This window comes from Aeromonas sp. JL9 (assembly GCF_024436075.1).
Taxonomy (GTDB): domain Bacteria; phylum Pseudomonadota; class Gammaproteobacteria; order Enterobacterales; family Aeromonadaceae; genus Aeromonas; species Aeromonas veronii.
Window position 1 is genome coordinate 46,232 of record NZ_JANFNV010000018.1, and the last position, 25,349, is coordinate 71,580.

The window sequence follows — 25,349 nt, forward strand, 5'->3', positions numbered from 1 at the left end:
GCGCCTTGATGGCGCCGTTTTTATTGGGTGGCAATCGCCTTAGCCGTTGGCCGGTACCGCGTGGGCGGTGTTGGCCAGCACCGGGCCTGTGTACTTCTCGATCTGCAGCTGGGCCATGTGGCCGCAGTTGCCTTGCGCCAGACTGGACGAGCCTTCGTCGAAGGTGAGGCAGTTGACGTTGCCGTTCTTGCAGATGCTGCCCGCTTCGCCCGGCTTGGCCGGGTCGTACCAGGCCCCTTCGCAGATCCGCACCACCCCTTGGCGCACATCCTCGGAGAGCAGGGCGCCCACCAGGATCTGGCCGCGCTCGTTGAAGGCACGCACCAGATCCCCCTGGGCGATGCCGCGAGCCTTGGCGTCGGCGGGATGGATCATGATCGCCTCGCGGTCTGCGATGGCGAACTTGTCCCGCAGGGGAGTGTTGTCGAGCTGGGAGTGCAGCCGCTGGGTCGGGTGGGAGGTGTTGAGCGACAGCGGATAGCGTGCCGCAACCTCGCTCTTCACCCACTCCTTGGGCTCATACCACTTGGGATGACCGGCGCAGTCGGCATAACCCATCCCCGCCACCGTGTTGGAGAAGATCTCGATCTTGCCGGACGGGGTACCGAGCGGGTTGAGCAGCGGGTTCTCGCGAAAATCGGCGTGACGGATCCACTGGCGGTTGGCCTCCGGGATCGGGAAGCGGATGTAGTTGTTGGATTCCCAGAACATGTTGAACGGCGGCAGCGCTACCCGGGCACCACGGGCCTGCGCCGCCATGCCGTCGTACATCTGCTTGAGCCACAGCATCTCGTCCTTCCCTTCGGTGTACTGCTCCTGCACGCCCAGCTTGGCGGCGATGGCGCTGAAGATGTCGAAGTCGTTGCGGGACTCGTGCTGGGGCGGCACGCACTGGTGCATCGGGAACACATAGCGCTGGGAGTAGTCACCCCCCATCTCCAGATCATTGCGCTCGTAGCTGGTGGTGACCGGCAGCACGATATCGGCGTGCTTGGCGGTAGCGGTCCAGTAAGGCTCGTGAACGATCACGGTCTGCGGTTTGCGCCACGCCTGCAGCAGGTTGTTGGTGTCCTGATGGTGGTGGAAGGGGTTGCCGCCCGCCACGTAGACCAGCTTGATGTCCGGATAGGTCACCTTGCGGCCGTTGAAGTCGATGGTCTTGCCCGGATTGGCGAGGCAGTCGGCGATGCGGGCCACCGGGATCGGGGCCGGGCTGTTCTTCGGTGCGTTGCCGGCGGAGATCCCCGCCAGAATGCCGCCCTTGGCGGTGGGGCTGCCACCGGAGGAGTAGTGGTAGCTGAAGCCGTAGCCGCCGCCCGGCAGGCCGATCTGGCCCAGCATGGAGGCCAGAGTGACCAGCATCCAGTTCGGCTGTTCGCCATGCTGCTGACGCTGCATGCCCCAACCGGCCATGATCATGGTGCGCTTGGCTGCCATGTCGAGGGCCAGCTGGCGGATCACCTTGGCATCGACGCCGCAGACGCTGCTCGCCCACTCGGCGCTCTTCGGTTGGCCGTCATCCTTGCCGAGCAGGTAGTTCAGGAACTTGTCGAAGCCGACGGTGTAGCGATCGAGGAAGGCTTGATCGTGCTTCTTCTCGCTGTAGAGGGTGTGGGCCACACCCAGCATCATGGCCACGTCGGTGTAGGCGTTCGGCGCAATCCACTCGGCGCCGACCAGCTTGGCGGTCTCGTTGTAGATAGGATCGATGCTGATGACGCGGGTGCCCTTCTCTTTCAGCGCCATGAAGCCGGCCTGACCTTCGTGATCCGGCATATTCCAGCTGTTCTTCAGGGTCACTTGAGCGTTGACCCCCCACAGCACCACCAGTTCGGCGTTCTCGACCACGTTGGGCCAGGCGGTCTGCTGCTCGTACACCTCGATGGAGCCCATCACGTGGGACATGATCACCTGGGCCGCGCCGGTGGAGTAGTCACCGGCATAACCGGTGAAGCCGCCGGAGAGGTTCATCAGGCGGTGCAGCAGGGTGCGGCTGTTGTGGAACATGCCGACACTCTTCCAGCCGTAGGATCCGGCGTGGATAGCCTGCGGGCCGAAGTCACTCTGAACCCGCTGGATTTCACCGGCCACCAGTTCGATCGCCTTGTCCCAGCTCACTCGCACCCACTCGTCGGCACCGCGCAGCTCGGGTTTGGCGCCCGGGCCATGCTCCAGCCAGCTTTTGCGCACCATGGGGTATTTGATGCGGTTTTTGGCGTGCACCTGGAACGGCGCCATGTCGATGAGATCGTTCGGCGCCGGATCATCGGCCACCGGCTGGACGCGCACCATGCGGCCATCTTCGACGATCGCCTCGAAAGCACCCCAGTGGGCGCCGGTCAGAATGCCCTTCTGGGCGGGCACCAGAGTCGGGAACTGACTCAATGCGGTGCTGATGGCTTGCGCCAGCGCACTCTTGGGAAAAATGCCGCCGAGCAGGGGCAGGGCTGCGCAGGCGCCGAGCCCCTTGAGCAGGTTGCGGCGGGACAGATTGGTCTTCTTGTCATTGAAAAAAGTCATAACGGTTTTCCTCTGTGCCAGCCTTAGTGGGCCGCGCTCATGTCACTGGCGTGTTTCTGGACATACTGGGTCAACATGCGAGCCTGTTCCGGGGTCAGGGAGGTACGAGATTCCATCCCCTTGATGACGCCGATCCACTGGTTGGCATTGAAGTGATCCAGCGCGGTGAGGCCGTGGCAGCCGGTACAGTTGTTGGACATCAGGGTGGAGGCGTATTGCCACAGCTTGCCCTGATCGCCGATGAGCTGGCTCTGGTCGACCCAGGCGGTCAGCTTGACCTGATGCCAGGTGAGGTTGGTGGCGCTGTCGGTTTCGCTCTGGCCGGTGACCAGTGCTTTCTTGGCGGCATCGCCGACCAGTACGCTGAGGATCCGTTTGCCCGGTGCGGCGTAGAATACTTCGCTCACACCATCCTGTTGCCAGCCTTCGATCTGCACCTTGGCGCGGCCGTTTTCGTTGGCCAGCACTTCCACCTTGGTGGAGGGCATCAGGGTGCCCTCGTCGGTCTTGGCGGCGGCATCGAGGAACAGCGGGGTGGTGGCGATGGCGTAGCGGGTGGTGACGTTGGCCGGGGTCTGGGCCGCAGCCTGCGCCAGCTCGCTGGCACCGGCGGCAGCCAGGCCGCTCATGTCAGGCATGATGTGGGCGACACCGCGGTGGCAGTCGATACAGGTCTGACCCTCCTTGATGGCGACCGGGTGCTCGGCGCGGGCATTGGGGCGCTGGGCCAGAATGTCCATCGCCTCGTAGCTGTGGCAGCTGCGGCAGGTCGCGGAGTCGTTGGCTTTCAGCTCGTCCCAGACGGACTGAGCCATCCGCAGCTTGTGGGCTTCATACTTTTCCGGGGTATCCAGGGTGCCGATCGCCTCGTGATAGATATCCTTCACGGCGCGGATCTTGGTCCACAGGTAGGAGGTGGGGTCGCCCGGGATGTGGCAGTCGGCGCACTCGGCGCGGATCCCCTTGGTGTTCTGGAAGTGGACACTGCCCTGATACTCGGCGAGCGGAGTCTGCATGGAGTGGCAGGAGACGCAGAATTCGGTGGAGCTGGTCTTGTGCAGCACGGTCACGGTGACACCCAGTGCCGCGACACCCAGCAGGGCCCCGAGCAGCAGGAGCCAGAACCAGGTTTTTCTTATCAGTTTTCCAATCATGGCGGCGTTTTCCTACGGTCAATAATTACCTACATAGTACTAGTCCAATAGTAGTAGTAATGATAGGGATAAGGCGTTGACCTCCATCATGGTTTATATTTTTGATTGTTGTCACATTTTGTCTTTTGTTTTGTTATTTATTTAATTGTCGAATTAAATTCAGTTGTTTTCTGTTTTATCTATTTGTGCACTTTCCGCGACAGCTGTTAGCCCCCTCGCAAAACCCCACAAGATTCGCTGATATAGTGAGCAGTGAGCCTCAACGGAGTGTCGCTGATGAGCCCTTTCTCACTGCTGTGTGTCGCCGCCAACGTGCAACTGCTGGCCGAATTCGAACAGGAGTTGGCGCCGCTGCTCGGCCATTTCGCGCTGGTGGTGGTGGTCGGTCAGGGGTCGGCGGAGCTGGCCTTGGACGAGCTGGATCGCAAGGGGCAGCCACCCGCCGTGGTGGTGTGTGACAGCGAGCTGGGGGATGGGCGAGGGGCCGATTTTCTGATCCGCCTCGGCAGCCGTCACGAGGCGTGCCGCAAGATCCTGCTCGGCAGCCAGCCGGAGATGAAATCGATCATCGAGGCGGTCAACCTCGGTCGTCTCGACTACTACCTGCAACGCCCCTGGCGTGATGGCAGCCTGCGCCGGGCGGTGATCGAGCAGGCGAGCCACTTTGTATTGCAGCGTCCCGAGGCGGACCTGCTGAGCTATGCCGCCGTGCTCGACAACCAGAAGCTGCTGCGAGCCCACGTCGATCGCCAGTTGGCCGCCTATCGGCAGGGCTTTATGGATTACACCCACTGCAGCGATGAAGAACTGTCGCGGGTGGTGATCGACGGTCTCTACCAGTTTTTCGAGGGCAATGACGAGGAGCGGGTCTGCCGCCACTACAGTCCGGGCCATGTGCTGACCCGTGAGGGGGAGCCCAACAGCTTCCTCTGGTTTATCGCCAAGGGGGAGGTGGTGCTGCGCAAGCGGGACGAGCAGGGGATCGATCAGGAGGTGGTGCACTACCGTACCGGTTCGCTGGTGGGGGGCATGTCATTTGTGACTGGCGAACCCGCCTTCACCACCGGCGTGACCCTGACCGGTGCCGAGGTGATCAAGCTCGACAAGCTGCAATTCTCCCGGGTGATGCAGGCGCGCAGCGAACTGCTCCCCTCCTTTACCAACCTGTTGCTGCGCCACTTCAACCGCCGTCTGCAAAACAGCATCCGCACCGAGATGCGGCTGCAACAGACCCTCAATTCCCTCGATGCCGCTCACGCCCAGCTGGTGGAGAGCGAAAAGATGGCGATGCTGGGTCAGCTGGTGGCCGGTGTCGCCCACGAGCTGAACAACCCGGTGGCAGCCATTATCCGTGGCAGCGAGACCTTGCGGGTCGCCATCCCCGATCTGGTCAATCTCGAACTACCTGCCCCCATCAAGGGGCTGGGCAACCAGACCCTCTGTCAGGCGCTCTCCTCCCAGCCGGTCTCGACCAGCGAGATCCGTGACAAGACCCGGCTGGCGGAGGGGCGCTTTGGCGATCGCCAGCAGGCGCGGCTGGCGGTGCAGATGAATCTGGATGACGAGCTGAACTGGCAGCGCTGGTTTGCCAGCCGCACCGCCGCCGAGCGGGAGGCGCTGCTCTCCCGGCTGGAGCTGTTCCAGCAGACCGGTAGCTTCCTGCGCAACATCGAGGTATGTGCCCGTCGCATCGGCGATCTGGTCAAGAGCCTCAAGCAGTATGCCCGGCAGGACAGGGACGAGCCCTCGCTGGTGGACCTGCACGAGGGGCTGGAAGATACCCTGATGATTTTCGAAAACCGCCTCAAGCATCATGAGCTCTGCAAGGAGTACCAGCCGCTGCCGCTGGTACGTTGTCACCCCATCGCCCTGCAGCAGGTGTGGACCAACCTGATCGCCAACAGTCTGGATGCCATGAGCGGCCCGGGGCGACTCACCATCCGCACCGGGTTGCTGGATCCCGAGTGGGCCATGGTGGAGATCGAGGATAGCGGTTGCGGCATCGAGCCCGAGCTGTGGCAGCGGATCTTCGATCTCAACTTCACCACCAAGCGGGAGGGGCACTTCGGCCTCGGTATTGGCCTCAGCGTCTCGCTGCAGATCGTGCAGCAGCATCACGGCCAGATCGAGGTGGCCTCCGAGCCTGGACGCTACACCCGGATGCGGGTCTGCCTGCCGCTGGGGGATATCGGGATGGCCGACTACGGGGGAGAGCCCCGCCACAACGAGCATGCGGCCTGAGCCGTGGCCAGCATCAATCGCGCGGCGTGCCAAACCATGTCGCCAAGGAGGAGCAATGAACAAACACTATCTGATCCTGTGTGTGGACGATGAGCGGGAGGTGCTGGATGCGGTGATCCACGATCTCGCCCCGTTCCGTTCCCACTTCGAACTGGAAGCCGCCGAGAGCGTTGATGAGGCGCGTGCGGTGGTGGAGGAGTGGGAGCGCGACGGCAACAAGCTGGCGCTGATCCTCTGTGACCACATCATGCCGGGAACCCTGGGGGTCGATTTTCTGGTGGAGCTGAACCGGCGTGCCACCACCCGCGCCAGCCGCAAATTGCTGCTGACCGGACAAGCGGGGCTGGAGGCCACCGTCGAAGCGGTCAATCGCGGCGGGTTGCACTACTACCTCGCCAAGCCGTGGAAGCTGGAGACCCTGCAAGAGGCGGTGCGCGAACAGCTGACCGACTACCTGCTGGCGGAAGATGGCGAAAATGCCTTCCACTATGCGCCGCTGCTCAATCAGGCGCGGCTGTTTGCCGCCATCCACGATCACCCGTTCGACGAATAGGGGCAGTTGGGCTTTCGCGGTGGCAGTTGTATACTGTCTGCATATACAGTATTGCAGGTAGCCACCGATGCGACTCTTTATCGCCGAGAAGCCCACGCTGGGCCGCGCCATTGCCGATGCCCTGCCCAAGCCCCATAAGAAGGGCGACGGTTTTATCGAAACAGCCCAGGGGGATGTGGTCACCTGGTGCATCGGCCATCTGCTGGAGCAGGCCGAGCCCGATGCCTATGACGCCGCCTTCAAGCAGTGGCGGATGGAGCATCTCCCCATCATCCCTGCCCAGTGGCAGCTGGTGGCCAAGCCCAAGACCAAAACCCAGCTCACCGTCATCAAGCGGCTGATCAAGCAGGCCGACTGCGTGGTCAACGCCGGTGACCCGGACCGGGAAGGGCAGTTGCTGGTCGACGAGGTGATCGACTTTCTCGGCTACCCGAAAACCAAGCCGGTGCAGCGCTGCCTCATCAGCGATCTCAACCCGCCCGCGGTGCGTCGTGCCCTCGAGAAGCTGAGGGACAACAAGGAGTTCGTGCCGCTGGCTGTCTCCGCGCTGGCCCGCAGTCGGGCCGACTGGCTCTACGGCATCAACATGACCCGCGCCTATACCCTGCTCGGCCGCAAGGCCGGTTGTAGCGAGCTGCTCTCGGTTGGCCGGGTGCAGACCCCGCTGCTCGGGCTGGTGGTGCGGCGGGATCTCGAGATCGAGGCCTTCGTGCCCAAACCCTTCTACGAGGTGCTGGCCCATCTGCTGACCGATAGCAACGAGCGTTTCACCGCCAAGTGGCTGCCGTCGGAAGCCTGCCTGCCGTGGCAGGATGAGGAGGGGCGGGTGCTCAACCGGGCGCTGGCCGACAAGGTGGTGAGCCGGATCAACGGCCAGCCCGCTCAGGTCGAATCGGTGGAGGAGCAGGCCCGCAAGCAGGCGGCGCCGCTGCCCTACAACCTCTCCAGCCTGCAGATCGATGCCGCCAAGCGCTTCGGCATGGATGCCAAGCGGGTGCTCGACATCTGCCAGAGCCTCTACGAGCGCCACAAGCTCATCACCTATCCGCGCTCCGATAGCCGCTATCTGCCGACCGACCATTTCAAGCGGGCCGAACAGGTGCGCGGCGCCATCGCCGCTACTGCGCCCGCGCTGGCCAAGGCAGTTGCCGAGGCGGACGGCAAGATCCGCAGCAAGGCGTGGAACGACAGCAAGGTGGATGCCCACCACGCCATCATCCCCACCGAGAAGCAGGGCAACCCCGGCACGCTGGGGGCCGACGAGGCGAAGCTCTATGGCCTGATTGCCCGCCAGTACCTGCTGCAGTTCTATCCCCCGTTCGAATACAACGACAGCAAGGTGCTGCTGCGCATCGCCGGTGGTCTGTTTCAGGCCAAGGCACGGCGCATTCTAAAAGCGGGCTGGAAGGCGCTGCTCGGGGTGGAGGAGGATGACGACGAAGAGAAGGCGGGCACGCTGCCTGCCCTGAAAGAGGGAGATCAACTGCTCTGCGAGCGGGGCGAACTGCAGGAGAAAATGACCCAGCCGCCCAAGTCGTTCACCGATGCCACCCTGCTGGCGGCCATGACCGGCATTGCCCGCTATGTGCAGGATCCCGAGATCCGCAAGACCCTGCGCGACACCGATGGTCTCGGCACAGAAGCGACCCGGGCCGGTATCATCGACCTGCTGTTCAAGCGTCGCTTTCTGGTGCGTCAGGGCAAGAGCATCAAGGCGACCCCGACCGGGCGGGCGCTGGTGCAGGCGTTGCCAGCCACCGCCACCACGCCGGATATGACGGCGCTGTGGGAGCAGAGCCTCGGCCAGATCGCCGAGCGCCACGGCAGCTACCAGCAGTTTATGGGACCGCTCACCGAGCAGCTCAACGGCCTGATTGAAGGGGCGCGGCAGGACTCCGGCGCCAGCTTCAGCGCCCTGCCCAAGGAGGAGCCGGGTGCCGGAAAGCGGCGTTTTACCAGGCGCAAGAGTTCGGCGGCCAGCACGACGGGCGGGCCCCGACCGCGCAAGACGGCCAGCAAGCGCCAGACCAAGGCGGCATAACGAAAAAAGGCGCCCATCCTGGGCGCCAAAGGCATTGTTGTCAGGCTGCCTGAGTGGACAAGCTGGCACGGATCCTGTGCTGGTAGTGCAGCACCACACCGAGAAACACCAGATCCTTGAACAGGAAGAACTCGGTGACTGGCACGCCGTCAACCATCTTCCAGACACCTGTCAGGGTCAGCAGGAAGCTCAGCGTCGCCAGGAAGGTGACGATAGCCCCCATGCTGCACCAGTAACCGATGCGAGGTTGCCACAGACCCACGACCAGTCCGATGGCGATCACTATCTCGACCACCCCGATCAGGTTCGATACGCTCTGTTCCGACAGGGGGCCATAGAGCCAGCTCATCAAGGGGTGGCTGGCTACCAGTGGTTTGATGGCGGCGGCCTCTGTCGGGGTAAACTTGAAGACGCCGATCCAGAGCAGGGTCAATACCACGCCCGCCAGAGCGACCAGAAAGCCTTTGTCATGTTGCTGCATGGGGGCTCCTTGTTTAAGGGGTCAGAGTGACAGGCGGGAAGTCGATCTCGGTCGCCGCCAGGTGGTTGCCATAGTTGGTCAGGGTATTGACTACCACCTGGCCGAGCACCTCCAGCAGCAGCTCGTCATCTACGCCTGCGGCACGGGCGCTAGCAAGCTGCTCGTCACTGATGACCCCGCGTTGGTTGACCAGTGCCGTTGCCAGTTGCAGCAGGGCGTGATCAAGGGGAGCCGAGGCCTGGCCGAGCCGGGCAGCCCGGATCTCCTGGGCCGAGAATCCGGCCTTGCCCGCCAGTAGTGTGTGGGCAGACAAACAGTATTGGCAGGCGTTGGCTTGACCTATGGCCAGTGCCAGCAACTCCCGTTGTGGGGCAGTGAGACGCCCCTTGCCAAGAGCCTCTGCAAAGGCCAGGAAGCCATTGAGCAGGGCTGGCGAGTGGGCCAGGGTGGCGTAGAGGTTGGGCACCATACCCAGATTGCGTTGCAGGGTGGCCAGGGTCTGGGCGGCTGCGGGTTGCGGTTGGGATACGGTTTGGATACGGCTCATGATCTTCTCCTGTGGTAGTGAAGGTACGGGAGACAGTGTGCCGTCATTCGTGATACGGTTTATCACTCATCGTCTGCAAATAAACACTATTCGTCTCAAATATGGATCCGCTCTCTGCTCTGTTGGTTCATGCCTCCCCCGAAGCCAAGATCTTCTTCGCCGGCAACCTGTGCCAGAACTCCTCCAGTGATGATTACCCGAGCGGCGGACATCTTCATCTGCTGCGCAGCGGCGCCGTCATGCTGCGTGAAGAGGGGGGAACCAGCTTGCTGCTCGAGGAGCCGACCCTGATCCTGTTCCCTCGGGGACGTCCCCACAAGCTTGAACCCAGAACGTTGGGGGGTTGTGATTTGGTGTGCACCAATGTCGCATTCGGCAAGGGGGGCGCATCGCCGTTGCAACTGGCATTACCGGGCTCGCTGGTGCTGCCGCTACGTGAGTTGCCTGCCCTGACGCCGGTGCTGAGTCAGCTGTTTGACGAGGCGTTTCACCCCCGCTACGGGCAGGATCCGCTGATCTCCCGCTTGCTGGAGGTACTGTTGATCCTGCTGCTGCGTCATCTGGTCGAGCAAGGGGTGTGTCAGCAGGGGATGCTGGCAGGTATTTCCGATCCCCAGTTGGCCAAGGCGATCTCGGTGATGCATCAGCGTGGGGATGAACCCTGGACGGTGGCCACGCTGGCGCGAGAGGCCGGCATGTCGCGGGCCCGCTTTGCCGCGAGGTTTCAGGAGCAGGTTGGTCAAGCGCCGCTGGGTTATCTGACCCGCTGGCGCATGGCGCGCGCCTGCCAGCAACTGCTGGTGGGGGAGCCTATGGCGCAGGTGGCGCTGGGGGCGGGGTACAGCAGCAGTGTTGCCTTTGGTCGGGCATTCGAGCGGGAGCTGGGGATGAGCCCGGGGCGCTGGCTCAAGGCGCAGCAACAAGCCGAATAAAAAACGGGGCAGCCAGTGGCTGCCCCGTGTTCATAACCGGTCAGCCGGTGTAGACGTTCTCTTCCGGATAACGGATGCGGGTCTCGACCGGGCGGGCCAGCATAAAGGCCAGGGTGAGGGGGCCGAGACGGCCGCAGATCATCACAAGCACCAGGATCAGCTTGCCCGGCTCGCTCAGGGAGGCGGTGATGCCGGTGGAGAGGCCGACGGTGGCAAATGCCGAGATGGTCTCGAACATGATTTTGTCGAACGGCAGATCCTCGGTCACCATCAGCAGGAACATCGCCAGCATCAGCACCATGGTACTGACGATGATGATGGCCAGCGATCGGGTCACGATCTGGGGCGACAAGGTGCGGCCAAAAGCGGTGACATGGGGTCGTTTGGTCAGAAACGCCTTGGTCGCCAGCAGCACAACCGCGAAAGTGGTGACTTTGATACCGCCACCGGTGGAGGTTGCACCGGCACCGATAAACATCAGCATCATCAGGAACAGCAACGCCGCCGGGGTCATCAGCCCGATATCTATGGTATTGAAACCGGCGGTACGGGCACTGGCAGATTGGAAAAAGGCCGCCAGCAGCTGGCCACCGATACCTGCCTTGCCGAGGGTGCCCGGGTTGTTGTGTTCCAGCAGCCAGAACATCAGGGTACCGGCCAGCAGCAGCGCCGGGGTCATCAGCAGCATCAACTTGCTGTGCAGCTTCAGCTTTCGCCAGCGGCGGTTGCGCACCAGATCGACGATGACGGTAAAGCCGATCCCCCCGAGGATCAGCAGACCGGCGATGGTCAGGCTGATGATGGGGTCGTCCCTATAGTCCATCAGGTTGTTGGCAAAGAGCGAAAACCCGGCGTTGTTGAAGGCCGAGACCGCGTGGAAGAAGCTGACATAGAGGCCGTGCACCCACCCCATCTCGGGCACCCAGCGGATCGCCATGATGCCGGTACCGATCAGTTGGGCGATAAAGGCGAATAGGACGATCCGTTTGACCAGCTGGATGATGTTGACCGAGCCTTCCTGTCCCAGCGCCTCCTTGGCCAGCACCTGCTGGCGCAGACCGACCCGCTTGCTGAAGATGGCGATCAGCAGCAGGGTCATGGTCATCTGGCCCAGACCGCCGATCTCCATCAGCATCAACAGGAAAATCTGCCCCTGCAGGGTGAAGGCAGTGCCGGTATCCACCACGCCAAGACCTGTCACGCTGATGGCCGAGGTGGCGGTAAACAGGGCGTTGACGAAGGTAACCTCGCCATTGTGGCTGGAGGGTTGCACCAGAAAGATGGTGCCAATCAGCAGAATGATCAGAAAGCTGCCGAGGATCAGCCGGGCTTCGCTCCAGCGAGAGTCCTGCTCCCGATGGAGGGCGAAGGCGTAGCTGCTGCGCCAGTTGATCATAGGGTTTCGAGCCAGTGGTCGATGGCGTGCTTGTTGCCCGCCAGGATCAGGATGTCGCCCAGTTGCAGCTCCATCTTGCCGGTCAGCACGTTGTGCAGCACGTCACCACGCTTGATGGCGAGCAGCTGGAAATCGCTCTGTTGCAGCAGATGGAAGTCGCCTAGTTCCCGGCCGTTCTGTTGCAGGCCAATCACGAACTCGGTCAGCACCATGTCGTGGCCCAGCTCCAGATAGTCGAACAGCCGGTTGTCCAGCATGCTCTGGGCGACCCGGCGGCCCATGTCCCACTCCGGGTTGATCACCTTGTCGGCGCCCACTTTCTGCAGGATCTTGGCGTGGAACTTGTCGCGCGCCTTGACCCACACCTTCTTCACGCCCGCCTCTTTCAAGACGAGGGTGGTGAGGATGCTGGTCTCCAGGTTGTCACCGATGGCAACGAAGACGATATCGAAATTGGCCAGTCCCAGTTCGGCCACGGTGGCCTCGTCGGTGGCGTCGGCCACGATGACGTGATTGCAGAGGGCGGCGATTTGCCGGGTCTTGCTCTCGTCGATATCGATGGCCAGTACTTCGGCATCTTGCCGTTGCAGCTCTTCGCACAGCGCGCTGCCAAACAGGCCCAGGCCGATGACGGCAAACTGGTTGTTCATGAGTTATTCCTCAGCAGTTGAAGTCGCCTACTCTAAACCACTGCTATTCCCCCGAAAAGGGCTCGGGTTTTTCGTCATGGGGTAACTTGAGGTAGACTGCGCCCTTGCACCAAGCCGGGATAGACCGATGAAACTGAATGCCAACGCCTCCTTGTTGAAGCTCAACACCCTTGCCCTCGATGCGTACTGCCTCTGGCTGGCCGAGGTGGAGCAGGTTGCCGATCTGGCGACCCTGCGTGCCGATCCACAGTTCAACCAGCTGCCGCGCCTCAATCTGGGCGGCGGCAGCAACATGCTCTTCACCACCGATTTTCTCGGCCTGGTGGTGCTCAACCGGCTCAAGGGGATTACCGCTGAAGATGGTGGCGCTCACTGGTTGCTCCATGTGGCGGCCGGTGAAGATTGGCATCAGCTGGTGCGCCATACCTTGCAACAGGGCTGGTGCGGGCTGGAGAATCTGGCGCTCATTCCCGGTACGGTCGGTGCAGCGCCGGTGCAGAACATCGGTGCGTATGGCGTTGAGCTGGCCGACTTCTGCGCCTATGTCGAGGCGTTCAACTGGCAGAGTGGCGAGATTGAACGGATCGCGGCGGCAGAGTGCCGCTTCGGTTATCGCGACAGCATCTTCAAACACGAGTATCAGGATTCCCACCTGATCACCGCCGTCGGGCTCAAACTGCCCAAGGCGTGGCAACCGGTGCTGGGTTATGGTCCGCTGGCGGCGCTCGGTGACGCGCCTTCGGCGCAGGCCATCTTCGATACCGTCTGTGCCACCCGCATGGCCAAGCTGCCGGATCCCGCGGTGCTCGGCAATGCCGGCAGCTTCTTCAAAAATCCGGTGGTACCTGCCGCGCTGGCGGAGAATCTCAAGGCGCGCTACCCGCAGATGCCCTGCTATCCGGCCGGAGAAGGGCAGGCCAAGCTGGCGGCGGGCTGGCTCATCGATCAGTGCGGTTTGAAAGGTTTCGCCATTGGCCGCGCCGCCGTCCATCAGGAGCAGGCGCTGGTGCTGGTCAATCTGGGGGGCGCCAGTGCCATGGAGCTGATCGCGCTGGCGGTTCATGTCCGCGACAGCGTGGAACAGATGTTTGGCGTGGTGCTGGAGCACGAGGTGCGATTTATGGGGGCGCACGGTGAAACTTGGCTCGATGAGGTGCTCTCATGACGTTGACTCCCATCAGACAGACCCTGATCACCCTGCTTAGCGACGGTCAGTTTCACTCCGGCGAACAGCTGGGTGAGCAGCTCGGCATCAGCCGGGCGGCGGTGAGCAAACACATGGCGGCGCTCAAGGAGCTGGGGCTGGATCTCTTTAGCCTGACCGGCAAGGGCTACCGGCTGGCGGTGCCGATGGCGCTCTATGATCAGGCTACCTTGCAGGCACTGGCCCCGATGGCGCCGGTGCACTGTTTTCCGGTCATTGGCTCGACCAACCAACACCTGCTGGATCGGGTCAATGAGCTGCGCTCCGGCGAGAGCTGTCTGGCCGAGTGTCAGACAGCCGGGCGCGGGCGTCGTGGCAAACCCTGGATTTCGCCATTCGGTTGCCAGTTGATCCTCAGCATGTACTGGCGGCTGGAACAAGGCATGGCGGCGGCCATGGGGCTCAGTCTGGCGGTCGGCGTGGCAGTGGTTGAAGCACTGGAGAGCCTTGGCTATCAAGGGGTCGAGCTCAAGTGGCCGAATGACCTCTACTATCAGGGCCGCAAGTTGGCGGGAATACTGGTGGAGATGAGCGGTAGCGCCGGTGCCAGCTGTCATCTGGTGATCGGTATCGGCCTCAATCTGGCGATGCCTGCCCGCGAAGGTGAGAAGATTGATCAGGCCTGGGCCGAGTTGCGCCACATCAATCCGGAACTGGTGGATCGCAATCAGTTGGCGGCCCGGATGATCGTCCATCTGCAGGGGGCGCTGCACACCTTTGAGCAGCAGGGGCTGGCAAGCTTTGTCGATGACTGGAACCGGCTCGATCACTTTGCCGGTCGCCCGGTGCGCCTGTTGATGGGTGATCAGGAGATCCGCGGCATCGCTCGTGGCATCGACGATCGCGGCGCCCTGCGACTGGAGACAGGCGAAGGGATCAAATTCTATCTGGGGGGCGAGCTCTCCCTGCGCCGGGGTGATTGAGGGTCAGCAAGGCCGCTCATGATGCCAAACAGAAGAGGGGGCCTGCGGGCCCCCTCTTCGTTATCCGGCAATGGCTGTCATCATTTGCGCAGTTTGATCTGTTCGATGGCGTGCTCATGGCCCTTGGTCATGATCAGGTTGGCTCGCTCACGCGTTGGCAGGATATTTTCTTGCAAATTCAGATAGTTGATATCTTGCCAGATGTTGCTGGCGATCTGGGTCGCCTCACTCTCCGCCAGCTTGGCGTAGTTATGGAAGTAGGAGTCGGGATCCGAGAAGGCGCCGCTGCGGAATTTCAGGAAGCGTTCGATATACCAGGTGCGCAGCAGTTCGGCATCGGCATCCACATAGATTGAGAAGTCGACGAAGTCCGACACGAAGACCCGATGGGGCTCCTGAGGGTAGTCCATGCCGCTTTGCAGCACATTGAGCCCTTCCAGGATCAGGATGTCCGGCTGCTCCACCACCTTCTTCTCATCGGGAATGATGTCGTAGATAAGATGGGAGTAAACCGGCGCTTCGACCTTCTCGTGACCGGCGCGGATGTTGGCGACAAACTCCACCAGATGGCGGATGTCGTAGGATTCCGGGAACCCCTTGCGGCGCATCAGGCCGCGCTCTTCCAGTACCTTGTTGGGATAGAGGAAGCCGTCGGTGGTGACCAGCTCCACCCGCGGGTGTTCCGGCCAGCGCTCCAGCAGGGCCTGCAGAATACGGGCCGTGGTGCTTTTGCCCCCGGCCACACTGCCGGCAATGCTGATGATGTAGGTGCCCTTGCCGCGGGACTGGCCGAGGAACTGCTCCAGCACCCGGCTGCGACGCTGTTTGGCTTTGACATAGAGATTGAGCAGGCGGGAGAGAGGCAGATAGATCTCTTCCACTTCCCGCAATGACACCTTCTCGTTGATCCCGCGCAGGGTCTGCAGATCGTGTTCGGTCAGGGTCAGGGGGACCGAATCGCGCAATAACGCCCATTGTTCGCGGGTGAATTGCAGATAGGGGTTATGCTCTGTCGTCATGGTGTCATCACTGTTTCTTGGGCACGGCGACCATACACCAAGGGTGGGGGAGCGACAAGGGACGCAGCAGGATTGGCTTGTTTGCCCCCGCTTTTTTGCAAACTTCCCAGCAATAAAGCATATTTTGCCGGGTTCAATGGTTGCATCCCCCAAAACCTTACAATAAAATGCGCGACGCTTGACTGTCTGTCGTCTATTTGCCGTGCAAAAGCGATAAACACAACGGGTGCAAGCAGAATTACCGTTGTGACAATCTGGCGTCTGGAGGGGTTCCCGAGCGGCCAAAGGGATCAGACTGTAAATCTGACGGCTCTGCCTTCGAAGGTTCGAATCCTTCTCCCTCCACCATATTTCTCTGCGGTTTGAGTTCTTTGGGTTAGAGAAATGCGGGCATCGTATAATGGCTATTACCTCAGCCTTCCAAGCTGATGATGCGGGTTCGATTCCCGCTGCCCGCTCCAAGATGCTGATATGGCTCAGGCGTTAGCAGAGCCGCACCCTAGGGTGAGTTCGGCAAGCGAACCAGCCATCAGTACCTCTCTCTTTCCCACCAGATTCAAATCCATCATATAAACTGTTCTGTGGTTAGCTTGCCACCGCGTACTCAGCGTTAGTTTAGAGGGACGATCATGTCTAAAGAAAAATTTGAGCGTAATAAACCGCACGTTAACGTGGGTACCATCGGCCACGTTGACCACGGTAAAACCACCCTGACTGCAGCTATCACCAACGTGCTGGCCAAGCACTTCGGTGGTAAAGCTTTCGCCTTCGACCAGATCGACAAGGCACCGGAAGAGCGTGAGCGTGGTATCACCATCAACACCTCCCACGTAGAATACGACACCGCTACCCGTCACTACGCCCACGTAGATTGCCCGGGTCACGCCGACTACGTTAAAAACATGATCACCGGTGCTGCCCAGATGGACGGCGCGATCCTGGTAGTAGCAGCGACTGACGGCCCGATGCCGCAGACTCGTGAGCACATCCTGCTGGGTCGTCAGGTTGGTATCCCGTACATGATCGTGTTCATGAACAAGTGTGACATGGTTGATGACGAAGAGCTGCTCGAACTGGTAGAGATGGAAGTTCGTGAACTGCTGACCGAGTACGACTTCCCGGGTGATGACCTGCCGGTAGTTCGTGGTTCCGCACTGAAAGCGCTGGAAGGCGACGCTCAGTGGGAAGAGAAGATCATCGAGCTGGCTGGCCACCTGGATACCTACATCCCGGAGCCGGAGCGCGCGATTGACCAGCCGTTCCTGATGCCTATCGAAGACGTATTCTCTATCGCTGGCCGTGGTACCGTAGTAACCGGTCGTGTAGAGCGCGGTATCGTTAAAGTAGGTGAGACCGTAGAAATCGTTGGTATCAAAGATACCGTTTCTACCACCTGTACCGGTGTTGAAATGTTCCGTAAGCTGCTGGACGAAGGTCGTGCAGGCGAGAACATCGGCGCGCTGCTGCGTGGTGTTAAGCGTGAAGACGTAGAGCGTGGTCAGGTACTGGCCAAGCCGGGTTCTATCAAGCCGCACACCAAGTTCGAATCTGAAGTGTACGTACTGTCCAAAGAAGAAGGTGGTCGTCATACCCCGTTCTTCAAAGGCTACCGTCCGCAGTTCTACTTCCGTACTACCGACGTGACCGGTACCATCGAACTGCCGGAAGGCGTAGAGATGGTAATGCCGGGCGACAACATCAAGATGGTTGTTACCCTGATTGCTCCGATCGCAATGGACGACGGCCTGCGTTTCGCTATCCGTGAAGGTGGCCGTACCGTAGGTGCCGGTGTTGTAGCCAGCGTAATCGCTTAATCTTTGGCTTACATAAATAAAGCAAAGCCCCTATAATAGGGGCTTTCTTGTGTAGGGGCGTAGTTCGAATTGGTAGAACAGCGGTCTCCAAAACCGATGGTTGCGGGTTCGAGTCCTGCCGCCCCTGCCATATACCTCGTCTCGTACGGGGCTTTTGTGTCTTTGGTTACGTCAGATACAGGTGGGTTGTATGAGTGTTAGTTCTGAGAGCCAGGGCGGAAGCAAGGATACCCTGCTTTGGGGCCTGGTTTTCATTATCCTGGCGGCCGCTGTAGTGGGTAATTACCTGCTCAACGATGTTGTCGCTGCCGTCCGCGCCCTGGGTGTGGTCGTTGTCATTGCTGCTGCTGGTGCAGTAGCCCTGCAAACCACCAAGGGAAAGGCAACACTGGCATTCGCCCGTGAGTCTCGCCTGGAAGTCCGCAAGGTCGTATGGCCGACCCGTCAGGAAGCCATTCAGACAACCCTGATTGTGCTGGCGGTGACCGCCGTGATGGGGCTGCTGCTGTTCGTTCTGGACGGTGCCTTGGTCTGGTTGGTCAACCTGATTACCGGTGTGTAAGGATAAGCCATGACTGAACAACGTGAACAACGTATGAGATGGTATGTCGTGCAGGCTTTTTCCGGCTATGAAGGCCGTGTAGCCAAGTCCCTGCGTGAACATATCAAGATGCATGGCATGGAAGACATGTTCGGTGAAGTGCTGGTCCCGACCGAAGAAGTGGTCGAGATGCGTGCTGGCCAGAAGCGCAAGAGTGAGCGCAAGTTTTTCCCGGGTTATGTCCTGGTCCAGATGATCATGGATGAAACCACATGGCACCTGGTGCGTAACGTACCGCGTGTCATGGGCTTCATCGGCGGTACTTCCGACCGTCCGGCACCGATCTCCGACAAAGAGGCCGATGCCATCTTGAACCGTCTGCAGGATGCCCACGACAAGCCGCGTCCGAAAACCCTGTTTGAACCGGGTGAAATGGTGCGGGTTGCTGATGGTCCGTTTGCAGACTTCAACGGTACCGTTGAAGAGGTCGATTATGAGAAGAGCCGCGTGAAGGTCTCTGTACTGATCTTCGGTCGTTCTACTCCTGTTGAACTGGATTTTGGTCAGGTCGAAAAAGGCTGATTGAATTCTGTACGTTTAACGGTTGTCAGGGGCAGCGAATATCTCTATAATTCGCTGCCCCTTTATTAGTTGGGGAGCCGTTTGCAGGAGCAAGTCTCCGAGGCGCTAGAACCCATTTTTGAGGTATTTTCCTAATGGCTAAGAAAGTCACAGCTTATATCAAGCTGCAGGTTGCTGCTGGTGCAGCCAACCCGTCTCCTCCCGTTGGTCCTGCACTGGGTCAACACGGTGTTAACATCATGGAATTCTGTAAGGCGTTCAACGCTCGTACAGAGAAGCTGGAAAAAGGTTCACCGACTCCGGTCGTGATCACCGTTTACAGCGACCGTTCCTTCACCTTCGAAACCAAGACTCCGCCTGCTTCCTTCCTGCTGAAGAAAGCTGCTGGCATCAAGTCTGGTTCTTCCAAGCCGAACAAAGACAAGGTTGGTAAGGTGACCGTTGCTCAGCTGCAAGAAATCGCCAAGACCAAAGAGCCGGATATGACTGGTGCCGATCTGGATGCAAAAGTACGTTGCATCGCAGGCTCCGCTCGTTCCATGGGTCTGGTAGTGGAGGATTAAGACAATGGCTAAACTTTCCAAGCGTATGCGCGTTATTCGCGAAAAAGTTGACGGTACCAAAGAGTACTCCATCAACGAAGCCATTGCCCTGCTGAAAGAACTGGCTACCGCCAAGTTCGTTGAAAGCGTTGACGTTGCTGTCAACCTGGGTATCGACGCTCGTAAATCTGACCAGAACGTACGTGGTGCTACTGTACTGCCGCACGGTACCGGTCGTGATGTACGCGTTGCCGTATTTACTCAAGGTGCAAACGCCGAAGCAGCTAAAGCTGCCGGTGCTGACCTGGTAGGTATGGATGACCTGGCCGATCTGGTTAAGAAAGGCGAGATGAACTTCGACGTAGTTATCGCATCCCCGGATGCCATGCGCGTTGTTGGTCAACTGGGTCAAATCCTGGGCCCGCGCGGCCTGATGCCGAACCCGAAAGTTGGTACTGTAACTCCTAACGTTGCCGAAGCAGTCAAGAACGCCAAGGCTGGTCAGGTTCGTTACCGTAACGACAAGAATGGTATCATCCATACCACTCTGGGTAAGGTTTCTTTCAACGAAGTTCAGCTGAAAGAAAACTTGGAAGCTCTGCTGGTTGCCCTGAAAAAAGGCAAGCCCTCTTCCGCCAAAGGTCAATTCATCAAGAAAGTCAGCATCTCCACCACCATGGGTGCCGGTGTTGCCGTAGACCAAGCTTCTCTGGAAGCTCAGGCCTAATTGATGGGTTTTACAAGGCGCAAAATTTAATCTATAATTTTGCGCCTTGATTGGTTGGGGGTTTCGACCTCCGTCCAAGACCGCAGGAGGCTGCAAAGCCTTAATGTTTCCTGCGTAGACGGTGCCGGAAACCCAGCGAGAAAGATTCTTTCTCTTCTGGAATCCTGCTACCGCATCGTTCCCCTCTGTTGTAAAGGTAGGGGGGATGTGTCAGTACTGGGTCAATAGACCCGGATTCAATCCAGGAGTTAAGCCAATGGCATTGGGACTCGAAGACAAAAAGGCAATTGTTGCTGAAGTCAACGAAGCTGCCAAAGGCGCTCTTTCTGCAGTTGTTGCCGATTCTCGCGGTGTAACTGTAGACAAGATGACCGTCCTGCGTAAAACCGCTCGTGAAGCCGGTGTGTACATGCGCGTTGTGCGTAACACCCTGCTGCGTCGCGCGGTAGAAGGTACCGAATACGAGTGCCTGAACGACGCATTTACCGGTCCTACCTTGATTGCTTTCTCTAACGAACACCCGGGCGCAGCTGCTCGTCTGTTCAAAGAGTTTGCCAAAGCGAACCAAAAGTTCGAAATCAAGGCTGGCGCTTTTAACGGTGAGTTTATCGCCGCAGCACAAATTGATCGTCTGGCCACGCTGCCGACTTACGAAGAAGCAATTGCGAAGTTGATGGCGACTATGAAAGAAGCCTCTGCTGGCAAGCTGGTTCGTACTATCGCTGCTGTTCGCGACCAGAAACAAGCTGCTGCTTGATTCTCGCCTATTTAGGCTGTTTGAGTTTATTCAACATCAGGAATTTTTGTCATGTCTATCACTAAAGACCAAATCATCGAAGCCGTTGCTTCCATGTCCGTAATGGAAGTTGTTGAGCTGATCGAAGCTATGGAAGAGAAGTTCGGTGTTTCTGCCGCTGCTGCCGTAATGGCTGGCCCGGCTGCTGCTGAAGCAGTAGAAGAGAAGACCGAGTTCGACGTAGTTCTGACTGCTGCTGGCGCCAACAAAGTTGCCGTTATCAAAGCCGTTCGTGGCGCTACCGGTCTGGGCCTGAAAGAAGCCAAAGATCTGGTAGAAGCTGCTCCGGCTAACCTGAAGGAAGGCGTGTCCAAGGACGAAGCTGAAGCTCTGAAGAAAGAGCTGGAAGCTGCCGGTGCTTCTGTTGAGATCAAATAATCTGCATTTATGTAGATTAGCCTGATAAAACAGGCTAGGGCTGGTGAATTTTTGTTCACCAGCCTTTTTGCGCTGTAGACTGAGAGCATTTCACACCGTTTACGACTCTCGGTGCACCAGCAATCCGGACTGTCTTCTTTCGTCCGGGCCAACACAAAACGGTGTTGAGACAGAGCTGTCCCGCGGGACAGAGTGGGTCACTTATCAGCGAGCTGAGGAACCCTATGGTTTACTCTTATACCGAAAAAAAACGCATTCGTAAGGACTTCGGTAAGCGAGACCAGGTACTGGACACGCCTTATCTGTTGTCCATTCAGCTGGACTCCTTCAAGCAGTTCATCGAGGCTGACCCGGAAGGTGAATATGGCCTAGAGGCCGCTTTCCGTAGCGTTTTCCCGATCACCAGTTACTCCGGTAGTGCTGAGCTTCAGTATGTCAGCTATCGCCTGGGTGAGCCGGTATTTGACGTAAAAGAATGCCAGATCCGTGGAGTGACCTACTCCGCGCCGCTGCGTGTCAAGCTTCGTATGGTTCTGTACGACCGTGAAGCAGCTGCCGGCACCGTCAAAGACATCAAGGAACAAGAAGTATACATGGGCGAAATTCCGCTCATGACCGAAAACGGCACCTTTGTTATCAATGGTACCGAGCGGGTTATCGTCTCCCAGCTGCACCGCAGCCCGGGCGTCTTCTTCGACCACGATAAAGGCAAAACTCATTCATCCGGTAAGGTACTATATAACGCTCGCGTTATCCCCTACCGTGGCTCCTGGCTGGACTTCGAGTTCGATGCGAAAGACAACCTGTTTGTCCGTATCGACCGTCGTCGCAAACTGCCAGCATCCATTATTCTGCGCGCCCTGGACTTCACTTCCGAACAAATCCTGGCCACCTTCTTCGAGACCATCGGTTTTGAAGTAAAAGATGGCAAGTTGATGATGGATCTGGTGCCGGAGCGTCTGCGTGGTGAAACTGCGACCTTTGACATCGTGGCCAATGGCGCCGTGGTGGTTGAGACCGGTCGTCGTGTGACTGCGCGTCACATCCGTCAGTTGGAAAAAGACGCCGTTACCCAGATTGAGGTACCGGTTGAGTATGTTGTTGGCAAAGTTGCTGCCAAGGACTACGCACATCCGCAAACTGGCGAGATGGTCGTGACCGCCAACCAGGCGCTGAGCCTGGAAGCGATCGCCAACCTGTCCCAAGCCGGCTTCAAGCATTTCGAGGTTCTGTTCACCAACGAACTGGATCACGGTGCTTACATGTCCGAGACCCTGCGTGTCGACTCCAGCTCCAACCGTTTGGAAGCGCTGGTCGAGATTTATCGCATGATGCGTCCGGGCGAGCCGCCTACTCGCGAAGCTGCAGAACAGCTGTTCGAAAACCTGTTCTTCTCCGCCGAGCGTTACGACCTGTCTACCGTAGGTCGGATGAAGTTCAACCGCCGTCTGGGTCGTGAAGACGAGACTGGCGCTGGTGTACTGACCAAAGACGACATCGTCGATGTGATGAAGCGCCTGATCGACATCCGTAACGGTAACGACGAAGTGGACGATATCGACCACTTGGGTAACCGTCGTATCCGTTCTGTCGGTGAAATGGCTGAAAACCAGTTCCGCGTCGGTCTGGTGCGTGTCGAGCGTGCGGTCAAGGAGCGTCTCTCCCTGGGCGACCTGGACACCCTGATGCCGCAGGATCTGATCAACGCCAAGCCGATCTCCGCCGCAGTCAAAGAGTTCTTTGGTTCCAGCCAGCTGTCCCAGTTTATGGACCAGAACAACCCGCTCTCCGAAGTGACCCACAAGCGTCGTATCTCCGCGCTGGGCCCGGGCGGTTTGACTCGTGAGCGTGCCGGCTTTGAAGTCCGAGACGTACACCCGACTCACTACGGTCGTCTGTGCCCTATCGAGACTCCTGAAGGTCCGAACATCGGTCTGATCAACTCTCTGTCCGTGTACTCTCGTACCAACGAGTACGGTTTCCTCGAGACTCCGTACCGTAAGGTCATTGACGGTGTGATCACCGACGAAGTGGACTACCTGTCTGCTATTGAAGAAGGCAAGTACGTGATCGCACAGGCTAACGCCGCGACCACCGAAGATGGCCGTCTGAAAGATGAATTGATCCCGTGCCGTCACAAAGGTGAATCCACCTTTATGAACGCCGACCAGATCCAGTATATGGACGTGAGCCCGCAGCAGATCGTATCTGTGGCAGCGGCTCTGATCCCGTTCCTGGAACACGATGACGCGAACCGCGCATTGATGGGTTCAAACATGCAACGTCAGGCTGTACCGACTCTGCGTGCTGACAAGCCGCTGGTAGGTACCGGTATGGAACGCGCTGTGGCCGTTGACTCCGGTGTAACCGTAGTAGCCAAGCGTGGCGGCGTAATCGACTATGTCGATGCCTCCCGTATCGTCCTGAAGGTCAATGAAGATGAGCTGATGCCAGGCGAAGCCGGTATCGACATCTACAACCTGACCAAATACACCCGTTCCAACCAGAACACCTGTATCAACCAACGTCCTTGCGTGATGTTGGGTGAGCCGGTCATGGCTGGCGACGTACTGGCTGACGGCCCGTCCACCGACCTGGGTGAACTGGCGCTGGGTCAGAACATGCGCGTCGCGTTCATGCCGTGGAACGGTTACAACTTCGAAGACTCGATCCTGGTGAACGAGCGTGTTGTTCAGGAAGATCGCCTGACCACCATCCATATCCAGGAACTGGCCTGTATCTCCCGTGACACCAAGCTGGGGCCGGAAGAGATCACTGCTGACATCCCGAACGTGGGTGAAGCCGCTCTGTCCAAGCTGGACGAGTCCGGTATCGTCTACGTGGGTGCCGAAGTGAAGGGCGGCGACATTCTGGTCGGTAAGGTAACCCCGAAAGGTGAAACCCAGCTGACGCCGGAAGAGAAGCTGCTGCGCGCCATCTTCGGTGAGAAGGCGTCCGATGTGAAGGACTCCTCCCTGCGTGTACCGAACGGTGTGTACGGTACCGTGGTTGACGTGCAAGTCTTTACCCGCGATGGCGTGGAAAAAGACAAGCGCGCCAAAGAAATCGAAGAGATGCAGCTGAAGGAAGCGAAGAAGGACTTGACCGAAGAGTTCAAGATCCTGGAAGACGGCATTTTCGGCCGCTCCCGCAACCTGCTGCTGGCCGCCGGTTACAGCGAAGATCGTCTGAACAAGCTCGATCGCTCCAAGTGGTTTGAACTGGCCATCGAAGACGAAGGCAAGCAGACCGAACTGGAACAGATCGCTGAACAGCACGTTGAGCTGAAAGCCGAGTTCGACAAGAAATTCGAGAACAAGCGTCGCAAGATTATCCAGGGTGATGATCTGGCACCGGGCGTACTGAAAATCGTCAAGGTTTATCTGGCAGTCAAGCGTCGCATCCAGCCGGGTGACAAGATGGCGGGCCGTCACGGTAACAAGGGGGTTATCTCCAAGATCTGTCCGGTCGAGGATATGCCTCATGACGAGTTCGGCCGTCCGGTCGACATCGTACTGAACCCGTTGGGCGTACCATCCCGTATGAACATCGGTCAGATCCTCGAAGTGCACCTGGGCCTTGCGGCCAAGGGTATCGGCGAGAAGATCGATCGCATGGTCAAAGAGCAGCGCGAGCTGCACGAGATGCGCAACTTCCTGCAACAGGTCTATGACCTGGGCGAGAAGGACACCCAGCAAGTGAACATCGCCGAACTGTCTGACGACGACGTACGTACCCTGGTGGGTAACCTGCGTAAGGGTCTGCCGGTTGCTACTCCAGTGTTTGATGGTGCCAAAGAGCGCGAAATCAAAGCCCTGCTGAAGCTGGCTGATCTGCCGGAATCCGGTCAGATTGATCTGTTCGATGGCCGTACCGGTAACCGCTTCGAGCGTAAAGTAACCGTTGGTTACATGTACATGCTCAAGCTGAACCACTTGGTCGACGACAAGATGCACGCGCGTTCTACCGGTTCTTACAGCCTGGTTACCCAGCAGCCGTTGGGTGGTAAGGCTCAGTTCGGTGGTCAGCGTTTCGGTGAGATGGAAGTGTGGGCCCTGGAGGCTTACGGTGCGGCATATACCCTGCAGGAAATGCTGACCGTCAAGTCTGACGATGTGAATGGCCGTACCAAGATGTATAAGAACATCGTGGATGGCGACCACCGTATGGAGCCGGGCATGCCCGAATCCTTCAACGTATTGCTGAAGGAAATCCGCTCTCTGGGTATCAACATCGAGCTGGACGAAGAGTAAGAGCTCGCTCTTATTGTTCGAGAATTGACGTGGGCGCCCCGCTGTTTTGGCAGCC

The 25,349-nt window shown here is 59.1% G+C and carries 21 protein-coding genes and 3 tRNA genes; 17 read left to right on the forward strand and 7 right to left on the reverse strand.

From position 1 onward, the window contains the following. Positions 1-39 precede the first annotated feature (39 nt). Both torA and NOM06_RS13780 read right to left on the reverse strand, forming a co-directional pair. Complete coding sequence (gene torA, locus NOM06_RS13775; RefSeq protein WP_149153766.1) at positions 40-2,520, reverse strand: trimethylamine-N-oxide reductase TorA; 2,481 nt, start codon at positions 2,518-2,520, stop codon at positions 40-42. Between the two features lie 23 nt (positions 2,521-2,543). Then, positions 2,544-3,674, reverse strand: coding sequence for a NapC/NirT family cytochrome c (locus tag NOM06_RS13780; RefSeq protein ID WP_005339847.1), 1,131 nt, complete (start codon positions 3,672-3,674; stop codon positions 2,544-2,546). A 276-nt stretch (positions 3,675-3,950) separates the two neighbouring features. Here NOM06_RS13780 and NOM06_RS13785 point away from each other — a divergent pair, with 276 nt between their 5' ends. The 3 genes from NOM06_RS13785 to NOM06_RS13795 all read left to right on the forward strand — a co-directional run bounded on the left by NOM06_RS13785 (position 3,951) and on the right by NOM06_RS13795 (position 8,509). Then, the gene (locus NOM06_RS13785) at positions 3,951-5,915 is read left to right on the forward strand and encodes an ATP-binding protein (protein WP_255911979.1); all 1,965 of its coding nucleotides are present in this window, start codon (positions 3,951-3,953) and stop codon (positions 5,913-5,915) included. A 55-nt stretch (positions 5,916-5,970) separates the two neighbouring features. Further along, positions 5,971-6,468, forward strand: coding sequence for a response regulator (locus NOM06_RS13790; RefSeq protein WP_042054822.1), 498 nt, complete (start codon positions 5,971-5,973; stop codon positions 6,466-6,468). 67 nt (positions 6,469-6,535) lie between these two features. Further along, on the forward strand, positions 6,536-8,509 hold the full coding sequence (locus NOM06_RS13795) for a DNA topoisomerase III (RefSeq protein WP_255911980.1): 1,974 nt from the start codon (positions 6,536-6,538) through the stop codon (positions 8,507-8,509). A 40-nt stretch (positions 8,510-8,549) separates the two neighbouring features. Here NOM06_RS13795 and NOM06_RS13800 read toward each other — a convergent pair whose 3' ends face one another. Next, on the reverse strand, positions 8,550-8,990 hold the full coding sequence (locus NOM06_RS13800) for a DUF417 family protein (RefSeq protein WP_005357613.1): 441 nt from the start codon (positions 8,988-8,990) through the stop codon (positions 8,550-8,552). Positions 8,991-9,003: 13 nt separating this feature from the next. Next, a complete protein-coding gene (locus NOM06_RS13805; RefSeq protein ID WP_255911981.1) occupies positions 9,004-9,537 on the reverse strand; it encodes a carboxymuconolactone decarboxylase family protein in 534 nt (177 codons plus the stop codon). A gap of 101 nt (positions 9,538-9,638) precedes the next feature. On the opposite strand from NOM06_RS13805, the gene NOM06_RS13810 reads away from it, so the two are divergent. Beyond that, a complete protein-coding gene (locus NOM06_RS13810; protein WP_255911982.1) occupies positions 9,639-10,469 on the forward strand; it encodes an AraC family transcriptional regulator in 831 nt (276 codons plus the stop codon). A 40-nt stretch (positions 10,470-10,509) separates the two neighbouring features. Here NOM06_RS13810 and NOM06_RS13815 read toward each other — a convergent pair whose 3' ends face one another. Next, complete coding sequence (locus NOM06_RS13815) at positions 10,510-11,865, reverse strand: TrkH family potassium uptake protein (protein WP_005356363.1); 1,356 nt, start codon at positions 11,863-11,865, stop codon at positions 10,510-10,512. Further along, entirely contained in the window at positions 11,862-12,515 is a 654-nt protein-coding gene (locus NOM06_RS13820; RefSeq protein WP_005339863.1) for a TrkA family potassium uptake protein, read from the reverse strand. Before NOM06_RS13820 ends, NOM06_RS13815 begins: the two co-directional genes overlap by 4 nt. 127 nt (positions 12,516-12,642) lie before the next feature. Here NOM06_RS13820 and murB point away from each other — a divergent pair, with 127 nt between their 5' ends. Both murB and birA read left to right on the forward strand, forming a co-directional pair. Continuing rightward, a complete protein-coding gene (murB, locus tag NOM06_RS13825) occupies positions 12,643-13,680 on the forward strand; it encodes a UDP-N-acetylmuramate dehydrogenase (RefSeq protein WP_255911983.1) in 1,038 nt (345 codons plus the stop codon). Beyond that, the gene (gene birA / locus NOM06_RS13830; RefSeq protein ID WP_201958786.1) at positions 13,677-14,642 is read left to right on the forward strand and encodes a bifunctional biotin--[acetyl-CoA-carboxylase] ligase/biotin operon repressor BirA; all 966 of its coding nucleotides are present in this window, start codon (positions 13,677-13,679) and stop codon (positions 14,640-14,642) included. The genes murB and birA overlap by 4 nt, the downstream gene beginning before the upstream one ends. Before the next feature lie 80 nt (positions 14,643-14,722). Here the strand turns inward: birA and coaA are convergent, their stop codons facing one another. Further along, complete coding sequence (coaA, locus tag NOM06_RS13835) at positions 14,723-15,661, reverse strand: type I pantothenate kinase (protein ID WP_005339877.1); 939 nt, start codon at positions 15,659-15,661, stop codon at positions 14,723-14,725. A gap of 263 nt (positions 15,662-15,924) precedes the next feature. Here coaA and NOM06_RS13840 point away from each other — a divergent pair. The 11 genes from NOM06_RS13840 (at position 15,925) to rpoB (ending at position 25,294) form a co-directional block, all read left to right on the forward strand. Next, positions 15,925-16,009: transfer RNA gene (locus NOM06_RS13840), tRNA-Tyr, on the forward strand. Positions 16,010-16,047: 38 nt separating this feature from the next. Next, positions 16,048-16,122 (forward strand) — tRNA-Gly (locus NOM06_RS13845). 168 nt (positions 16,123-16,290) lie between these two features. Continuing rightward, positions 16,291-17,475 carry an elongation factor Tu gene (gene tuf / locus NOM06_RS13850; RefSeq protein ID WP_005339879.1) on the forward strand — a complete coding sequence of 395 codons (1,185 nt, stop codon included), beginning with the start codon at positions 16,291-16,293 and terminating at the stop codon, positions 17,473-17,475. 53 nt (positions 17,476-17,528) lie between these two features. Continuing rightward, positions 17,529-17,605 (forward strand) — tRNA-Trp (locus NOM06_RS13855). Positions 17,606-17,665: 60 nt separating this feature from the next. Next, on the forward strand, positions 17,666-18,037 hold the full coding sequence (gene secE / locus NOM06_RS13860) for a preprotein translocase subunit SecE (protein WP_005306322.1): 372 nt from the start codon (positions 17,666-17,668) through the stop codon (positions 18,035-18,037). Between the two features lie 9 nt (positions 18,038-18,046). Next, the gene (gene nusG / locus NOM06_RS13865; RefSeq protein WP_005306318.1) at positions 18,047-18,598 is read left to right on the forward strand and encodes a transcription termination/antitermination protein NusG; all 552 of its coding nucleotides are present in this window, start codon (positions 18,047-18,049) and stop codon (positions 18,596-18,598) included. Positions 18,599-18,732: 134 nt separating this feature from the next. After that, positions 18,733-19,161 (forward strand): 50S ribosomal protein L11, encoded by a 429-nt coding sequence (rplK, locus tag NOM06_RS13870; RefSeq protein WP_005339887.1) that lies wholly within the window; start codon positions 18,733-18,735, stop codon positions 19,159-19,161. A 4-nt stretch (positions 19,162-19,165) separates the two neighbouring features. Beyond that, positions 19,166-19,867 carry a 50S ribosomal protein L1 gene (gene rplA / locus NOM06_RS13875; protein WP_005339888.1) on the forward strand — a complete coding sequence of 234 codons (702 nt, stop codon included), beginning with the start codon at positions 19,166-19,168 and terminating at the stop codon, positions 19,865-19,867. Positions 19,868-20,123: 256 nt separating this feature from the next. Further along, positions 20,124-20,624 carry a 50S ribosomal protein L10 gene (gene rplJ, locus NOM06_RS13880; RefSeq protein WP_005339895.1) on the forward strand — a complete coding sequence of 167 codons (501 nt, stop codon included), beginning with the start codon at positions 20,124-20,126 and terminating at the stop codon, positions 20,622-20,624. 51 nt (positions 20,625-20,675) lie between these two features. Beyond that, complete coding sequence (gene rplL / locus NOM06_RS13885; RefSeq protein WP_005306304.1) at positions 20,676-21,041, forward strand: 50S ribosomal protein L7/L12; 366 nt, start codon at positions 20,676-20,678, stop codon at positions 21,039-21,041. Between the two features lie 224 nt (positions 21,042-21,265). Beyond that, entirely contained in the window at positions 21,266-25,294 is a 4,029-nt protein-coding gene (gene rpoB / locus NOM06_RS13890; RefSeq protein WP_005339897.1) for a DNA-directed RNA polymerase subunit beta, read from the forward strand. Positions 25,295-25,349 lie beyond the last annotated feature (55 nt).

Excerpts from the sequence above, each read along its gene's own strand:
- torA (WP_149153766.1), bottom strand. The coding sequence starts at position 2,520 with ATGACTTTTTTCAATGACAAGAAGACCAATCTGTCCCGCCGCAACCTG.
- NOM06_RS13780 (WP_005339847.1), bottom strand. The coding sequence starts at position 3,674 with ATGATTGGAAAACTGATAAGAAAAACCTGGTTCTGGCTCCTGCTGCTC.
- NOM06_RS13785 (WP_255911979.1), top strand. The coding sequence starts at position 3,951 with ATGAGCCCTTTCTCACTGCTGTGTGTCGCCGCCAACGTGCAACTGCTG.
- NOM06_RS13790 (WP_042054822.1), top strand. The coding sequence starts at position 5,971 with ATGAACAAACACTATCTGATCCTGTGTGTGGACGATGAGCGGGAGGTG.
- NOM06_RS13795 (WP_255911980.1), top strand. The coding sequence starts at position 6,536 with ATGCGACTCTTTATCGCCGAGAAGCCCACGCTGGGCCGCGCCATTGCC.
- NOM06_RS13800 (WP_005357613.1), bottom strand. The coding sequence starts at position 8,990 with ATGCAGCAACATGACAAAGGCTTTCTGGTCGCTCTGGCGGGCGTGGTA.
- NOM06_RS13805 (WP_255911981.1), bottom strand. The coding sequence starts at position 9,537 with ATGAGCCGTATCCAAACCGTATCCCAACCGCAACCCGCAGCCGCCCAG.
- NOM06_RS13810 (WP_255911982.1), top strand. The coding sequence starts at position 9,639 with ATGGATCCGCTCTCTGCTCTGTTGGTTCATGCCTCCCCCGAAGCCAAG.
- NOM06_RS13815 (WP_005356363.1), bottom strand. The coding sequence starts at position 11,865 with ATGATCAACTGGCGCAGCAGCTACGCCTTCGCCCTCCATCGGGAGCAG.
- NOM06_RS13820 (WP_005339863.1), bottom strand. The coding sequence starts at position 12,515 with ATGAACAACCAGTTTGCCGTCATCGGCCTGGGCCTGTTTGGCAGCGCG.
- murB (WP_255911983.1), top strand. The coding sequence starts at position 12,643 with ATGAAACTGAATGCCAACGCCTCCTTGTTGAAGCTCAACACCCTTGCC.
- birA (WP_201958786.1), top strand. The coding sequence starts at position 13,677 with ATGACGTTGACTCCCATCAGACAGACCCTGATCACCCTGCTTAGCGAC.
- coaA (WP_005339877.1), bottom strand. The coding sequence starts at position 15,661 with ATGACGACAGAGCATAACCCCTATCTGCAATTCACCCGCGAACAATGG.
- tuf (WP_005339879.1), top strand. The coding sequence starts at position 16,291 with ATGTCTAAAGAAAAATTTGAGCGTAATAAACCGCACGTTAACGTGGGT.
- secE (WP_005306322.1), top strand. The coding sequence starts at position 17,666 with ATGAGTGTTAGTTCTGAGAGCCAGGGCGGAAGCAAGGATACCCTGCTT.
- nusG (WP_005306318.1), top strand. The coding sequence starts at position 18,047 with ATGACTGAACAACGTGAACAACGTATGAGATGGTATGTCGTGCAGGCT.
- rplK (WP_005339887.1), top strand. The coding sequence starts at position 18,733 with ATGGCTAAGAAAGTCACAGCTTATATCAAGCTGCAGGTTGCTGCTGGT.
- rplA (WP_005339888.1), top strand. The coding sequence starts at position 19,166 with ATGGCTAAACTTTCCAAGCGTATGCGCGTTATTCGCGAAAAAGTTGAC.
- rplJ (WP_005339895.1), top strand. The coding sequence starts at position 20,124 with ATGGCATTGGGACTCGAAGACAAAAAGGCAATTGTTGCTGAAGTCAAC.
- rplL (WP_005306304.1), top strand. The coding sequence starts at position 20,676 with ATGTCTATCACTAAAGACCAAATCATCGAAGCCGTTGCTTCCATGTCC.
- rpoB (WP_005339897.1), top strand. The coding sequence starts at position 21,266 with ATGGTTTACTCTTATACCGAAAAAAAACGCATTCGTAAGGACTTCGGT.